The 12,993-nt window shown below is 71.6% G+C and carries 15 protein-coding genes and 1 pseudogene; 8 read left to right on the top strand and 8 right to left on the bottom strand.

The features are described from left to right. Positions 1–10: 10 nt before the first annotated feature. On the bottom strand, positions 11–910 hold the full coding sequence (locus AB0K00_RS24115) for a hypothetical protein (RefSeq protein ID WP_363523745.1): 900 nt from the start codon (positions 908–910) through the stop codon (positions 11–13). Next, positions 907–1,254, bottom strand: coding sequence for a PadR family transcriptional regulator (locus AB0K00_RS24110; protein ID WP_363523744.1), 348 nt, complete (start codon positions 1,252–1,254; stop codon positions 907–909). Before AB0K00_RS24110 ends, AB0K00_RS24115 begins: the two co-directional genes overlap by 4 nt. Before the next feature lie 120 nt (positions 1,255–1,374). Between AB0K00_RS24110 and AB0K00_RS24105 the strand changes: the two genes are divergently transcribed. Further along, complete coding sequence (locus tag AB0K00_RS24105) at positions 1,375–1,743, top strand: hypothetical protein (protein ID WP_363523743.1); 369 nt, start codon at positions 1,375–1,377, stop codon at positions 1,741–1,743. Here the strand turns inward: AB0K00_RS24105 and AB0K00_RS24100 are convergent. The 3 genes from AB0K00_RS24100 to AB0K00_RS24090 all read right to left on the bottom strand — a co-directional run bounded on the left by AB0K00_RS24100 (position 1,730) and on the right by AB0K00_RS24090 (position 4,259). After that, positions 1,730–2,095, bottom strand: a complete 366-nt coding sequence (locus AB0K00_RS24100; RefSeq protein WP_363523742.1) for a hypothetical protein — start codon at positions 2,093–2,095, stop codon at positions 1,730–1,732. The two genes, AB0K00_RS24105 and AB0K00_RS24100, sit on opposite strands and share 14 nt — an antisense overlap. A 71-nt stretch (positions 2,096–2,166) precedes the next feature. Continuing rightward, on the bottom strand, positions 2,167–2,634 hold the full coding sequence (locus tag AB0K00_RS24095) for a C40 family peptidase (RefSeq protein WP_363523741.1): 468 nt from the start codon (positions 2,632–2,634) through the stop codon (positions 2,167–2,169). A gap of 692 nt (positions 2,635–3,326) precedes the next feature. Further along, positions 3,327–4,259 carry a WYL domain-containing protein gene (locus AB0K00_RS24090; protein WP_363523740.1) on the bottom strand — a complete coding sequence of 311 codons (933 nt, stop codon included), beginning with the start codon at positions 4,257–4,259 and terminating at the stop codon, positions 3,327–3,329. Between AB0K00_RS24090 and AB0K00_RS24085 the strand changes: the two genes are divergently transcribed. Together AB0K00_RS24085 and AB0K00_RS24080 are read left to right on the top strand one after the other, a co-directional pair. Next, positions 4,236–5,279 carry an alpha/beta hydrolase gene (locus AB0K00_RS24085; protein ID WP_363523739.1) on the top strand — a complete coding sequence of 348 codons (1,044 nt, stop codon included), beginning with the start codon at positions 4,236–4,238 and terminating at the stop codon, positions 5,277–5,279. The genes AB0K00_RS24090 and AB0K00_RS24085 overlap by 24 nt on opposite strands. 253 nt (positions 5,280–5,532) lie before the next feature. Then, positions 5,533–5,655, top strand: a complete 123-nt coding sequence (locus AB0K00_RS24080) for a hypothetical protein (RefSeq protein WP_363523738.1) — start codon at positions 5,533–5,535, stop codon at positions 5,653–5,655. A 1,208-nt stretch (positions 5,656–6,863) separates the two neighbouring features. On the opposite strand, the gene AB0K00_RS24075 is transcribed toward AB0K00_RS24080, so the two are convergent. Both AB0K00_RS24075 and AB0K00_RS24070 read right to left on the bottom strand, forming a co-directional pair. Then, on the bottom strand, positions 6,864–7,670 hold the full coding sequence (locus AB0K00_RS24075) for an alpha/beta hydrolase (RefSeq protein ID WP_363523737.1): 807 nt from the start codon (positions 7,668–7,670) through the stop codon (positions 6,864–6,866). Between the two features lie 38 nt (positions 7,671–7,708). Continuing rightward, positions 7,709–8,713: an NPCBM/NEW2 domain-containing protein gene (locus tag AB0K00_RS24070; protein ID WP_363523736.1), complete on the bottom strand. Its 1,005-nt coding sequence runs from the start codon at positions 8,711–8,713 to the stop codon at positions 7,709–7,711. An 83-nt stretch (positions 8,714–8,796) separates the two neighbouring features. Here AB0K00_RS24070 and AB0K00_RS24065 point away from each other — a divergent pair, with 83 nt between their 5' ends. From AB0K00_RS24065 to AB0K00_RS24045, 5 genes are read left to right on the top strand one after another with little or no spacing between them, the layout of a single operon-like run. Beyond that, positions 8,797–9,522, top strand: coding sequence for a histidine phosphatase family protein (locus tag AB0K00_RS24065; RefSeq protein WP_363523735.1), 726 nt, complete (start codon positions 8,797–8,799; stop codon positions 9,520–9,522). Beyond that, the gene (locus tag AB0K00_RS24060; protein WP_363523734.1) at positions 9,509–10,387 is read left to right on the top strand and encodes an NAD(P)H-hydrate dehydratase; all 879 of its coding nucleotides are present in this window, start codon (positions 9,509–9,511) and stop codon (positions 10,385–10,387) included. Before AB0K00_RS24065 ends, AB0K00_RS24060 begins: the two co-directional genes overlap by 14 nt. Before the next feature lie 28 nt (positions 10,388–10,415). Beyond that, positions 10,416–10,835 carry a hypothetical protein gene (locus AB0K00_RS24055; RefSeq protein ID WP_363523733.1) on the top strand — a complete coding sequence of 140 codons (420 nt, stop codon included), beginning with the start codon at positions 10,416–10,418 and terminating at the stop codon, positions 10,833–10,835. Positions 10,836–10,881: 46 nt separating this feature from the next. After that, positions 10,882–11,394: a SigE family RNA polymerase sigma factor gene (locus AB0K00_RS24050; RefSeq protein ID WP_363523732.1), complete on the top strand. Its 513-nt coding sequence runs from the start codon at positions 10,882–10,884 to the stop codon at positions 11,392–11,394. Continuing rightward, positions 11,382–12,200: a hypothetical protein gene (locus AB0K00_RS24045; RefSeq protein ID WP_363523731.1), complete on the top strand. Its 819-nt coding sequence runs from the start codon at positions 11,382–11,384 to the stop codon at positions 12,198–12,200. Before AB0K00_RS24050 ends, AB0K00_RS24045 begins: the two co-directional genes overlap by 13 nt. On the opposite strand, the pseudogene AB0K00_RS24040 reads toward AB0K00_RS24045, so the two are convergent. Continuing rightward, positions 12,121–12,993, bottom strand: a pseudogene (locus tag AB0K00_RS24040) (hypothetical protein); the annotation flags it as partial. The gene AB0K00_RS24045 and the pseudogene AB0K00_RS24040 sit on opposite strands and share 80 nt — an antisense overlap.

The raw sequence follows: 12,993 nt of genomic DNA, 5'->3' as shown, positions 1-12,993 counted from the left end.
ACCCGATGAATCAGATCCGGGCCAGCCGCCGCGCCCGCAGGTGCCCGATCGTGAGCAGTACCACGGCGATCGCTGCGAACACGGTCGTCTGCGGCTTCAGCTCCACCGGCTGCACGCCGCTGATGATCCGGCCCTGGACCACCGTCGGCACGTGCAGCGTGGCGGTGAGCATGAACACGACGGTGACGCAGGCGGCGGCGATCGGCAGCCGCGGGTCGACGAGCACGCCGACCGTGACCGCGAGCAGCACCACGAACGGGTACAGGAGGGCGTCGGCCGGGCTGGCGGACGAGCCGGTCATCGCCTGGTAGCCGAAGTACAGCGCGACGACCGCCGGGACGACGGCCAGCCAGACCGCCGAGGTGCGCTGCCGCCGCTGCGCCCTGCCCGTGAGGCTCAACCCGGCCAGGACCGCGAAGGCGGTGACGAGCTGCCACGGCAGCTCGCCGAACTGTGCCGGCAGCAGTGCCCACAGTCCTGTGAGGACGGTCGCGACCGTCGTCCGCCCCGCGACCAGCGCCGCCATCGCGCCGACGGTGAGCGTGATGCCGCCGGCATACCTGGCGATGGTGTAGGGGTTGGCGACGAATTGCCCGAGGTCCTCGTAGAGCAGGACGAGGATCACGGCGAACGCCTGACCCAGCAGGACCAGCGCGCCGATGCGCAGGCCCTCGGACCACACCGCGCCGGTGCTGCGCCGCCGCCGCAGGTCGAGCCGCTCCCGCAGGCCCTGCACCACGATGCTCGCCGACTCGCGGGCGCTCGGCCACCGCCGGCCGGGTTCGGCCGCGTCGAGCAGGGTGCCGAGCATCTCGTCACCTCGATCCGCCCGCCATGCCTTCGGGTATGCGCGCAGCAGCTTGCGGTAGCGGCGGGCGGGCACGTCGATCGTGCGGGTCTCGTCGCTCATGCGGGGCTCACCACCGTGCCGACGGCGCGGCGGCGGGCCGTCGCGTTGGTGACGACCTTCGCGGCGGCGGCGAGCCGGGCCGCCTCGTCCTGCAAGGCGCTGCCGCCGTCGGCGGTGAGCGCGTAGTAGCGCCGGGCCCGGCCGTTGACGATCTCCTCGTTGACCACCTCGACCAGCCCTGCGTCGGCGAGCCGGTCCAGCACCGCATACAGCGAGCCGGCGGCGAGCCGCACCGCACCGTCGGACAGCGCCTCGACCCGCTTGATGATGACGTAGCCGTGCAGCGCCCCATCCAGCAACGAGGCCAGCACGAAGTAGCTCGGCGCCCGCAGTTGTATAGTCATGTAAGGAGACTATCCGCGTCGCATGTCCATCGCAAGCATTCATTCAGGCGGTTCACTGTTCTGGTCTTGGACCGCGCGCACGTAGCGTGAAGTGCATCGACATCGGCCTTGGAGGTCGTCATGCGACGTGCACTCGGTGTTCTCATCGCCGCGGCGGGCCTGCTGCTCGTCGCTTCCCCGGCGTCGGCGTTCGCGCACAACGCGGTCCACAACCGCTGGATGCACCTGCTGCTGGATGGGCTGACCCTCGCCGTCGTCACCGCTCCACTGTGGACGGCGTATCTCTGGGGCGGTGCCCGCAGGCGGCTGCTGCTCGGGCTCGTGGCGGTGGTGCAGGTGCCGGTCGCCGTGATCGGCTTCGTGCCGATCGAGACCCCGTGGATCCACCTGGCCGCGTTCGGGATCGCGTTGCTGTTGACCGCGTTTTCGCTCTGGTACGTGCGGCGCCCGGCCCAGCCGTCGACGGTGGCCGTGGTCAGCGGCGGGTGATCCGGCCCGCCTCGCACACGAGCCAGCCGCCCGTGCCGTCCGCGACCCGCAGCCCGGTGACGTCCTCGCCGGCGCGGGTCAGCTCCACGGCCGGGCAGCCGGCGACCGGTGGGCACCAGGAGCCGTCGGCCGCCCGAACCGCGGAGTAGGCGCAGTGGGACTCGTCCGTCCAGCCCCACGCACGCAGGATCTCGGTGTCTGCATACTCGTACCGCCCGACCGACGCGACCCGTCCGCCGTCCTCGCGATGGAGGTATTCGGCGCGCAGGCCGGGCACCGTCGTACCCTCGAAGTCCGCCACCGCCGCCCGCCGGTGCAACCGGTAGAGCCCGATATCCGGCATTTCCGACATGCCAGCAATTTAGCGGGCGGCGGCGGTCATGTGGTCGCGACGCACCGGCGAATGCCTGGCGCGACGACGGGTCAGCCGATGATGCGGCGCCCGGCGTAGAACGCGTAGACCTTGGCGATCCGGACATGGTCCCCGGGGTGCGGAGCATGGATCATCATGCCGTTACCCAGGTAGATCCCGACGTGGCCGGAACTGGGGAACACCAGGTCTCCCGGCTGCAGTTGCGCGCGGGACACCGACCGTCCACGGCCGATCAGGCCGCCGGTCTGGTGGGGAAGTTTGATGCCGGCCCGGGCGTAGCTGGCCATGACCAGCCCCGAGCAGTCAAAACTGTTCGGCCCGGCGGCCGCCCAGACGTAGGGCTTGCCGAGTTGTGCCTTCGCGTACGCCAGGACGGCGCCCACCGAGCCGGCGACGACCGGCGTCTGCGTCTGCGTCACCGCGGGCTTCTTCGCCTTCGGCTTGAGCTTCGGCTTCTGCTTCGGCTTGGGTTTCGTGGCCTTCAGATTGGTGGCCTTCAAGGTGGTGGTCTTTGCCACCACGGGCTGCGCGACCGGGACAACTTCGGTGACCGGCCGGACCGGCGCTGTACGCCGTTCGAAGTACCGCTCGGCCCGAAGCACGGGCGTCCGAGCGGCGAGTTGTTGCGGAATGTCGGCGACCGGCTCGTGAGCGGCGGCCGCGGGCGGTGCGGGAATGACGACAGTGGACAGGACTATGGCGACCGCAACGAGGCGGCGAAGTGAGGACAGAACGTGCTCCCACGATAGGTCCAGGACTCAGCTGTGCATCCTGCGGCCGGCACTCGACCCGGCCCTCGCTCAGGCAAGGGCTTTCCAGGAACCTGGACAAGACGGAACGGTTGTCAGTACCCGAAATGCAGTCCGGGTGTAGTTCGGAAACTATGCGTCCCAAGGAGATCATCGACCGTTCACCATCGATCTCACACGTGATGTCACCCCTCGTCCCGGCGCGTCGTTCCCGCCTCCGGAGCCGCTCCTGAGCGCTCCGCCGGCCACGCTTGCGGCGCCTCCGCCGGCGCCGCCGGCCGGTGCGTCCGCTGGTGAGGCGGCCCCTCACCCGCGCGCGGCCCACGAGGCGGCAGCGGCGCGCCCCGACTGTGGCTGAGGAGGCCGTTGACCAGGCCGGATGCGTGTGCCGCACGGGGTGAGGCAACCACCGCGGCGGCACGACCGCGATGGATGCCACGAGGGTGAGCCCCCGCCCGGTCTCAGCCGTATCGCTCGACGAGCGCTTTGCCGATCGCGGCCAGGTGGTCTCGCACACCCGGCGGACCGGTCACTTCGAGCCATTCGATCAGCCCGGCGAGCTCGCCGGCGAGCGCGTACTCGTTGTGGCCGCGGATCACGACCTCGATGCGGCCGTCGGTCGTGGAACCTCCCACTTCGAGCCGATCGCCGAGGATCATCCGGAGCCGGCTCAGCCCGTGGGGCGCGCAGACCGCCTGGATCTCGAGGGGCGTTCGCCTGCGGTCGACCTCGTCGGCGATCTCGCGCCAGCTCTCGGCAAGGTCGAAGTCCTCGGGTCGGCGCACGGGATCGCCGGTCGGGTCGGCGGAGGACACGCGGTCGATCCGGAAGGTCCGCCGGCCGGCCTCGGTGTCGGAGACGAGGTACCAGGACGGACCTTTGGCGACGATGCCCAGCGGGTGGACGGTGCGCTCGGTTTCGGCGCCGTTGGGGTCGACGTAGCCGAGCCGCACCTGGACGCCGCGGATCACCGCGTCCTGGAGTTCGTCGAGGAAGCGAGGTGGTGGCCGGTGTTCGATCCGGCTCGACCCCCATCGTTGCGGGTCCATGACCAGCGACGACGCGGCTGCCTCGGCCTGCACCCGGAAGGGCTCCGGCAGGGCCTGGACGAGCTTGCGCAGCGCTGCTTTCACGGCCGGCGTCGCGGCCGAGGCCGGGCCGGCCACCAGGAACAGGGCGCGGGCCTCACCCGCGGTCAACCCGGACAGGTCGGTGCGGGCGCCGCCCACGAGGCGCCAGCCGCCGCCTCGGCCCTGCACGGAGTACACGGGCACCCCGGCCATGGCCAGAGCGTCGAGGTCGCGGCGGGCGGTGCGCTCGGAGACCTCCAGCTCCCGGGCGGCCTCTGCCGCGGTCACCTGCTCGCGCCGTTGCAGCAACAGGAGGATGGCCATCAGTCGGTCGGCTCGCACCCCGACAACATTCCACCTGAAACCGGTCATGGGGTGACCGGTTTGGGTCGGCAGGATGGCGACATGACCACCGATTTTCCCGAACCGGCCATGATTTCAGTCAACGGTGTGGAACTCGAAGTCTTCGAGGCCGGCAGACACAACGCAGGGCGACCCATTGTGCTGTGTCACGGCTGGCCGGAGCTCGCCTATTCCTGGCGTCATCAGGTGCCCGCCCTCGCCGCAGCGGGCTACCACGTCATCGTCCCGAACCAGCGGGGTTACGGCAACTCGTCCCGTCCGGCCGCAGTGACGGACTACGATATCGAGCACCTGTCAGGTGACCTCGTCGCGTTGCTCGATCACTACGGCTACGAAAGTGCCACCTTCGTCGGTCATGATTGGGGTGCGTTTGTCGTCTGGGGCCTGACCTTGTTGCACCCGAACCGTGTCAACAAGGTGATCAACCTGAGCCTGCCGTACCAGGAGCGCGGAGAAAAGCCCTGGATCGAGTTCATGGAAGACATGCTCGGCAGCGACTTCTACTTCGTCCACTTCAATCGTCAGCCGGGCGTCGCCGACGCCGTATTCGAAGCGAACACCTTCCAGTTCCTTCGCAACCTGTACCGGAAGAACGTGCCCCCCGCGGAGCCTCGGCCGGGCATGGCGCTGATCGATCTCGCCAGAGCGGAAACGCCCCTCGGTGACCCCGTCATGAGCGACAGCGAACTGGCCGTTTTCGTCTCCGCCTTCGAATCGACAGGGTTCACGGGCAGCGTGAATTGGTACCGGAACCTCGACCGCAACTGGCGCTTGCTGGCGGACGTGGACCCGATCATCCGGCAGTCCACCCTCATGATCTACGGCGATCGGGATGCGGTCTCGAAGTCTGAAAACCTGACAGAGTTCGTGCCCAATGTGGAAGTGGTCAATCTGGATTGCGGCCATTGGATCCAGCAGGAGAAGCCGGAAGAAACAACCCAGGCGATGCTGAAGTGGCTGGACCAGCGGGACGCCACGTAGTGCCTCGTCAAGCAGCCTTGAACGGGTAATCCGGATGGCGGACCTTGGAGCCGGTGGCGAATCGTGAGTTGCGCCAGCGGATGTTAGTCGCCGATCGCGGCGTCCTCCATTGTCGGTTGCTGCTGACCGCTGGGCTGCGGACAAGGCACACGCCGGAAGGCGAACCGGGGCTGCCTACGCTGCCACGGCTTCCAGGCAACGATCCCGATCAAGGCCGACCGCGCCGCGAACCGGCGCAAGCTCGGGCCGAAGGGTGGACGTCCCCACGCCTTCGACCCGGAACTCCAAACAGCGCCACGCCCTGGAGCGCGGCATCAACCAGTTGGTCGTGCGCTACCAGGCCGTCACCATCGCAGCGATCAACGAATGGCTTTGACCTCACCTACCAAACACGCCTTGGGCGGTGCCGTTCGGCGCTGGCTGCTGTCGGGTGGCTCGGCGGCGATGGATGCCGTGAGGGTGGACCGGCTGCGGCGAACTGTTCAACAAGCCGAAGGATCCGCGGTGCGCTGACCCCGCAGATCCTTCGGCTTGTTCGATGTCGCTGGTCGCGGGCGCGGCGGGTGGAGCGGTGTTCCGGGTCGTGTCAGACGGTCTCGCGTTCGAGCCCAGCACGGGCGTCGGCGAGGCGATCTGCTGCACATGCCGGAAACGCAACACTCCCTGACAGAGCTTTCTCTTTCGCGTTGTCGGCAGTCGGCTCCACCGCAAACAGGCGTTACCGACGGGGTCGAAGGCGCAGCCGGTTGCCGCCGACCGGCCGGGCGCTGTGTTGGCAGGGTTGATTGGGCCGGGTCGGTGTGAGCTGGGCGTGGCGCGGGCGTCAGGATCGTCGGAGGGGCGCGGGTGCCTCGACCGAGGGTGGCGCCGCGGCCAGGTCGGGCGAGCGCTGTGCTGCCTGGGCCGGTCGGGCACTGCCAGGGCCGACCCGGCTGGGCAGGCGGGTGTCGGGGCCGATCGAGCGGTCGGGCGCTGCCAGGTCGATCGGATGGGTGCTGCCTGGGCCGATCGGGCGGGCGCTGTGCTGCCTGGTCGATCAGGTGGGTGCTGCCTAGGTCGACCGGCCGGGGGGCTGTGCTGGCAAGGCGTTTGGTCCCGGGGTGGGTGTGACCTGGGCACGGCGCGGTCGTCGGGATCGTCGTCGGGGGCGCGGGTGCCTCGACCGGGGGCGACGTCGTGGCCAGGCCGGTGAACGCTGTGCTGCCTGGGTCGGCCGGGTGTTGCCAGGTCGATCGGGCGGGTGCTGTCTTGGCAGGGTCGATTGGCCGGGTGGGTGCGACCTGGGCGCGGCGTGGTCGTCGGGACCGTTGTCAGGGCGCGGGTGCGCCGACCTGGGCGGCGCGGCGGCCAGGTCGGGCGGGCGCTGTGCTGCGTGGGTCGATCAGACGGGCGCTGTGTTGGCAGGGTCGATTGGCCGGGTGGGTGCGACCTGGGCGCGGCGTGGTCGTCCGGACCGTCGTCACGGCGCGGGTGCCTCGACCCGGGCGGTGCGGCGGTCAGGCCGGGCGGGGCGGTGCCTCGACCCGGGCGGTGCGGCGGTCAGGCCGGGAGGGGCGGCGGCCAGGGCGGGCAGGGGCAGAGTGGTTACCTGGGTGGGGCGGGCTCGGTGGCGCAGCGGTCCAGCCAGTCGTTCATCAAGGTCTCGAACAGGGCGGGTTGCTCGATCTGCAGGTTGTGGCCGGCGACGTCGAGGACCGCGAACGTGGCCCTCGGGTAGTGCGGGAGCAAGGCGAACTGGTCGGCATAACCGACCGACGAGTCCTGGCGGCCGCACAGGATCAGCGTCGGGCGGTCGAACGGGGTGGGGCTGTCGGGGTCTTCGGTCAGGTGCCAGCGGCGCTCGATGCGGGCGATCGCCTCGTGGTCGGTGAGCTGGAGGGCGGGGACGATCTCGTCGTGGAAGCGGCGCAGCGTCTCGGGGGTCTGGACGACCGCGAGCTCCGTGTAGTCGGCCCTGGTCGCGTCGTCGAGGCCGGCGAGCAGGCCGGGGGTGGTGCGGAGCACCTGGTGCGGCGGGCGGATGCGGGCGGCGCGGTCGAGGGTCTGGCCGACGGGGCAGATGAGGGCGAGGCCGAGGACCTGGCCGGGCAGGGCGCGCACGACGGCGCGGGACAGATAGCCGCCATAGGACTCGCCGACGAGCAGGAACGGGGTGGTGCCGAGGATCGCGTCGACGAGGGCGAGGACGGCGGCGAGGAGGTCGTCGGAGCTTGCGGCGTCGCCGGCCGGGGTGCAGCCCATGCCGGGCAGGTCGGGATAGAGGCGCCGGTAGCCGGGGCGGCGGGTGAAGAGCGGCTCCAGACAACCGGACATCAGGCGGTGGTCGACGCTCCAGCCGTGCAGGGCGAGCACCGGGGTGCCGCCGTCCGCGCCGTGGGTGACGAGATGCATGGTGGCATCCTGCCCGGGGGGTACGACAAGAAATCTGATCAGGTCTGGTGCAGCAGGGCATCGCCGATGGCGCCGTACGGGCGGGTGGCGTTCGCGCAGGTGCCCTTGGTGCGCTGCGCCGACAGGGTGAGCGTGCGGGCCGAGGTGACGTCGACGTCCAGCGGCGCCGAGGCGGTGCGGCTCACGGACACGGTCGCGGTGTCCTTGCCGTCGACCTCGACGACGAGTTTCACCACGATGTCCTTCGGGGCGACGGCGTCAAGTCCGGCGGTGCCGGTGAAGCGCTTGTACTTGCCGTCCAACGCGAACGTCACCACCGACGGCTTGCCCTCGCAGCCGACCCAGAAGCCGGTCGAGTCGGGGAAGTGCGCGCCGTTGAGGGTGCTGTCGTACGAGCGGCCCGAGCCACCCTGGTCGGAGGCGGTCACGGTGGCGTCGTGCAGCGGCACGTCGGCGGTCGCGGCGACCTCCATCTCGTGGCGGACGCGGCTCACCCACGGCATGACGGTCGATCCGGCGCACACGGCGAGCAGACCGAGCACGAACGCCAGGGTGCTGAGCCACGAAATGAGTCGGCCGCTCGGCAGTGATGACGTCCGGCCCGCTGGTACCGGCATCCCGACCCGGTGTCGCTGCGCGACCTGCTGCCACGTCGCGGGGTCCACGACGCCGGCCCGGTTGGCGAAGTCGAGGCGGTTGAGCTGGAACGGGGCGGACAGGTCCAGGAAGCTGTTGTACGCGGCGCGCCGGTCCCATGTCCGGGTGGGGATCTCGAGGTGGTCCTGCCGGTGGCTCTTGTCCTGGCTGGTGATCTTCAGGATCGTGTACGAGCGTCCGTCCCCGGCCAGCACGAGCGCGGGGCGGCGCTTCTCGCCCTCGCCGTCGCGGTAGGGCACGGTCGCCCACCAGATCTCGCCGGGCTGCGGGCCACGACCGCGCGGGCCGCTCGCGGCGCCACGGTTGAGCACGGCCGCGGTGATCCATCCGATGATGCCCGCCGCTGCCAGCACGACGCCGACCGTCAACACCGTATTCGCCAGCATCGTTGCGTACCCCCCGAGGACCGAAGCACCGATCTTGTCAGAGTCGTGGTGTGAACGGAATCCGGCCGGGGCAAAGGGGAAGCATGGCGGAACTGCAGTGGCTCGGCGTCATCCGGCACGGCCAGTCGACCGGAAATGTGCTTGCACAACAAGCCGAGGCGGGTGGACTGGAGGAGATCGCCATCCCCGAACGCGACGCCGACGTGCCGCTGTCGGAGCTGGGCCGCTCGCAGGCGGAGGCCGTCGGCCGGTGGATCGCCGACCTGCCCGCCGGGCAGCGGCCGCAGGTGGCGGTCGTCTCGCCGTACCTGCGGACCCGGCAGACCGCAGAGCTGGCCCTCGCGGGATCCGGCATCCCGGCCGTGTTCGACGAACGCCTCCGCGACCGTGAGCTCGGCGTCATCGACCTGCTCACCGCCCGCGGCGTCGAGGCCCGGCTGCCGCTGGAGGCGGCCAGACGGCGGCGGCTCGGCAAGTTCTACTACCGCCCACCCGGCGGCGAGTCCTGGGCCGACGTGCTGCTGCGGTTGCGGTCGCTGCTGGGCGACGTGCGCGCGGCGTACCCCGACGGCCGGGTCGTCCTGTTCGGCCACGAAGCGGTCGTCATGCTCGTGCGGTACCTGGTGGAGGGCCTCGACGAGGCACGCCTCCTGGAACTCGCCCGGGCCACGGCGCTGGGCAACTGCTCGGTCAGCAGCTGGCGCCGCGACGGCGACCGGTTGCGTCCCGAACGGTTCAACGCCGTCGAGCACCTGCACCGCGAGGGCACGCCCGCGACCAGGCAGGAGGACGTCAATGCCGAGGTCTGAGCGCAGCACGATCACGCCGCGCCTGCTGCGGGACTGGCCGCTGCGCACCGGCGCGACGGACAAGAAGGACCGCGGCACCGTCCTGGTCGTCGGTGGCTCCCGGTCCACGCCCGGCGCGGTGCTGCTGGCCGGCGTCGCGGCGCTGCGGGCCGGCGCGGGCCGGCTGCAGCTGGCGGTCACCGACAGCACCGCCACCGCGCTGAGCATCGCGGTGCCGGAGGCGGCCGTCATCGGCCTGCCGGAGACCGCGTCCGGCAGCGTCGCCGGTGACGCCCCGAAGCGGCTGCTCGACCTGGCCGCAGGGGCCGACGCCGTCGCGATCGGCCCCGGGCTCGACGACATCGACGAGACCGTGACCCTGCTGGACGCCGTCCTCGACGCGCTGCCGTCCGGCGCGGGTGTGGTCCTCGACGCGTACGCGCTGGGTGCCCTCAGCCGCCGCCCGGAGCTGCTGGACGGGCGGCCGCAGCGGGTCGTGCTCACCCCGAACGTGACCGAGGCCGGCTACCTGCTCGGCCGGCCGGACTCCTTCGGCAGCGGGGACGATCTCGGCACCGTCGCGACCGCCGTGGCGCGGCGTTGTTCGGCGGTGGTCACCCTGTATGGCACGATCGCCGCTCCCGACGGCCGCGTCTGGGCCGAGGAGAGCGGCGACTCCGGGCTCGGCACCTCCGGCAGCGGTGACGTCCTGGCCGGCGTGATCGCCGGTCTCCTGGCCCGCGGCGCCGACCCGGACCAGGCGGCCTGCTGGGGCACCTGGGCGCACGCGGTCAGCGGCCAGCGGCTCGCCCCGCGGCACGGCCGGACCGGGTTCCTGGCCCGGGAGCTGCTCGACGAGGTGGCGTACACGCTCGGCACCGTGTGAACGGGACGGTGCCGGTACGCTGTGCGCCGTGGCGAGCCGATTCGTGGACGAGCGTGAGATCAACGACGCGGGCGAGCTGAGCCCCCTCGAGCGGGAGCAGCTGCGGGCCGCCGGCCTGCGCTACGACGGCGAGGACCTCGACGCCGAGGCGCGGCTCGCCGACGACGACCACGACGAGGCCAGCTTCCGCGGGTTCTGCACGCTGTGGCGGGTCGCCGACGGCGCCGAGGCGCGGTTCGACGCGTGGCTGTACCAGGTGGACAGCGGCACCATCTTCCGTGCCGGCACCACCGAGGTCGTCGCCGAGGTCATCCAGTTCGGCCTGGAGTGCGACGACCCCGAGATCCGACGGGAACTCGGTCCCGCGATGGTCGAGGCGGGCATCCTCCCCAAGTCGGACCTGTCCTACCCCGAGTTCGCCGAGCAGCTGCGCGCCCAGGAGCAATAAACGCGCCGCGGGCAACCTCAGGCGCCGCCCCCGGTGTCAGGTGGGTGTGGCAACGGATGTTGAGGGCTACCGCGCGTATGTGACCGCCCGGCTGCCGGAGCTGCGCCGGGTCGCGTACCTGCTGTGCGGCGACTGGCACACCGCCGACGACGTGCTGTCCGCCGCCCTGCTGCGCCTGCTGCTGCACTGGCCGCGGGTGTCGGCGGCGGACAACATCGACGGCTACGTCCGGCGCGTCCTGGTGCGCACCATGCTCAACGAACGCCGCCGGCCCTGGCGCCGCGAGCGACCGCAGGAGACGCCGCCGCAGGACGAGCGGGCGGCGACGTGGGAGAGCACCGCCGTCGACGAGCGGCTGTCGCTGGTGGCGCTGCTCGACGAGCTGCCGCCCCGGCGCCGGGCCGTGGTCGTGCTGCGGTACTGCTGCGACCTGTCCGTCGAGGACACGGCGCGGGAACTCGGTTGCAGCACCGGCACGGTCAAGAGCCAGGCCGCGCGGGCCCTCGACACGTTGCGGGAGCGCCTTTCAGTACAGGAGGAGTCGCCGTGGACCAGCTGACCGACGCCCTGCGGGACCTCGACCCCCCGGCACCGCCGTCGTCCGTCGACCTCGACGCCGTCGTGCGCCGGGCACACCGGCACCGGCGTCGGACCCGGGTGCTCACGGCGGTCACGGTCGCGGTGGCCGTCGCGGTCACGGCCATGACGGTGCCGCTCGTGACGGACCGGCACCGGGACCGGGACCAGGGCCAGGGCCCGAACCGAGGCCAGGGAAGCCAAAGCGCCATGCCGAGGATGGGATGCGTGCCACTGGGCCGTTCCGCCGAGCCGCCGGGCACGGATGCGGCGCAGGCGGCGGCGCGGCTCGACGCCAGGAAGGCGGCCGAGCTCACGGCGGCGCTCGACGGCCCGCTGCGGCAGGCGCTGCCCGGCGCGACCCTCGTGGACGCGGCGTCCTGCGAGCCGGGGTTCGCGTTCCGGGCCCATCGCTCCCTTGACGGCGTGGTGATGTTCAACGCCGTCGTCGTTGTCGACGACGGCGCCGGGTCCACCCAGCTCACCGTCCAGCTCAACCGGCGGCCCCTGCCGCCCGAACACGACTGCACGGGGGCCGGCGGCGTCCCCACCTGCGTGCGGGAGGTGGAGGAGGACGGCACGATCATGTACCGGGCCAGTCGCGCCGCCGGCGGGGGCGGGCTCATGCTCGTGGTGGACCGGGATCGTCCCGACGGCGTCCACGTGCAGGTGACCCTCCGCAACTACTACATCCCGGGCTCCCTCGTCGTCACGCTGACGCGGCCGGGACTACCGCTGGACGAGACGGCACTGACGGCCCTGGCCCGGATCGAGGGGCTGACGATGTGAGCGCGGCGGAGACCGCGACGCGCTCCAGGTGATGCAGCAGCGCGGTGGTGTCGGCGGGGGAGATGTCCGCGGTGTCGGTGTGCGCGGTGCACCGCAACCCCGTTGCAGTGTCCTCGACGTCGAGGATCATCGGCTCGAAGCCGGGCGCCGCCCGCCGGACCACCCACGCGAACGACGACTGCGGCACCGCCGCCCGGATCTCCGCCGCGGTGGGGGTGGGGCCGCCGGCACCGGCGGACGGGTCGCGGCGGTCGTTGAGGAAACAGCCGATCTCCAGGCGTTCCCCGCGTTCAACACCGACCCGGTCGACGAGCGCGAACAGGTCCCGCTGGTCGAAGTACGCCAGCTTGTAGGCGCTCATCGCGGCCCGCCGGGCCTGCGCCAGGACCTCGTCGAAGCCCAGGCCGGCGACCGGCACCTGGCACAGCCCGGCCTGCACGGCGGTGCAGACCACGTCGGCGAACCCGGGCCGGAAGCGGTTGCTCACCAGCGGTCGGATGATCACGGGGTCCACGCCGCACGTCGCGTGCACGGCCATCGCGAACACGGCGAGCAGCGTCACCGACGGGTCGGCGCCCGTGCGCGCGCTCAACGCCCGCAGGGCAAGGGGCAGCGCTGCCGAGTCGAACGAGGCCCGCCAGAACCGGGGTTGTGACGGTGCGGCCGGCGTGCGGAACCGGGCCGCCGGCATGGTGCGCAGGATGCCCTCGAAGTGCCGGAGCGCGGCCTCGTTCTGCCGGCGGCCGGCCGGCGACGCCTGCCACTGCGCCTGGTCGAGGGGCTGCCGCCCGGC

Origin of the sequence: Dactylosporangium sp. NPDC049525, assembly GCF_040676755.1 — a bacterium.
In the GTDB taxonomy this organism is placed as follows: Bacteria; Actinomycetota; Actinomycetes; order Mycobacteriales; family Micromonosporaceae; genus Dactylosporangium.
Note: the sequence above shows the minus strand (reverse complement) of the source record. Positions and strands in the feature narration are given on the sequence as shown.

Excerpts from the sequence above, each read along its gene's own strand:
- AB0K00_RS24105 (WP_363523743.1), top strand. The coding sequence starts at position 1,375 with ATGCGACGTGCACTCGGTGTTCTCATCGCCGCGGCGGGCCTGCTGCTC.
- AB0K00_RS24065 (WP_363523735.1), top strand. The coding sequence starts at position 8,797 with ATGGCGGAACTGCAGTGGCTCGGCGTCATCCGGCACGGCCAGTCGACC.
- AB0K00_RS24090 (WP_363523740.1), bottom strand. The coding sequence starts at position 4,259 with ATGGCCATCCTCCTGTTGCTGCAACGGCGCGAGCAGGTGACCGCGGCA.
- AB0K00_RS24075 (WP_363523737.1), bottom strand. The coding sequence starts at position 7,670 with ATGCATCTCGTCACCCACGGCGCGGACGGCGGCACCCCGGTGCTCGCC.
- AB0K00_RS24060 (WP_363523734.1), top strand. The coding sequence starts at position 9,509 with ATGCCGAGGTCTGAGCGCAGCACGATCACGCCGCGCCTGCTGCGGGAC.
- AB0K00_RS24100 (WP_363523742.1), bottom strand. The coding sequence starts at position 2,095 with ATGTCGGAAATGCCGGATATCGGGCTCTACCGGTTGCACCGGCGGGCG.
- AB0K00_RS24110 (WP_363523744.1), bottom strand. The coding sequence starts at position 1,254 with ATGACTATACAACTGCGGGCGCCGAGCTACTTCGTGCTGGCCTCGTTG.
- AB0K00_RS24070 (WP_363523736.1), bottom strand. The coding sequence starts at position 8,713 with ATGCTGGCGAATACGGTGTTGACGGTCGGCGTCGTGCTGGCAGCGGCG.
- AB0K00_RS24115 (WP_363523745.1), bottom strand. The coding sequence starts at position 910 with ATGAGCGACGAGACCCGCACGATCGACGTGCCCGCCCGCCGCTACCGC.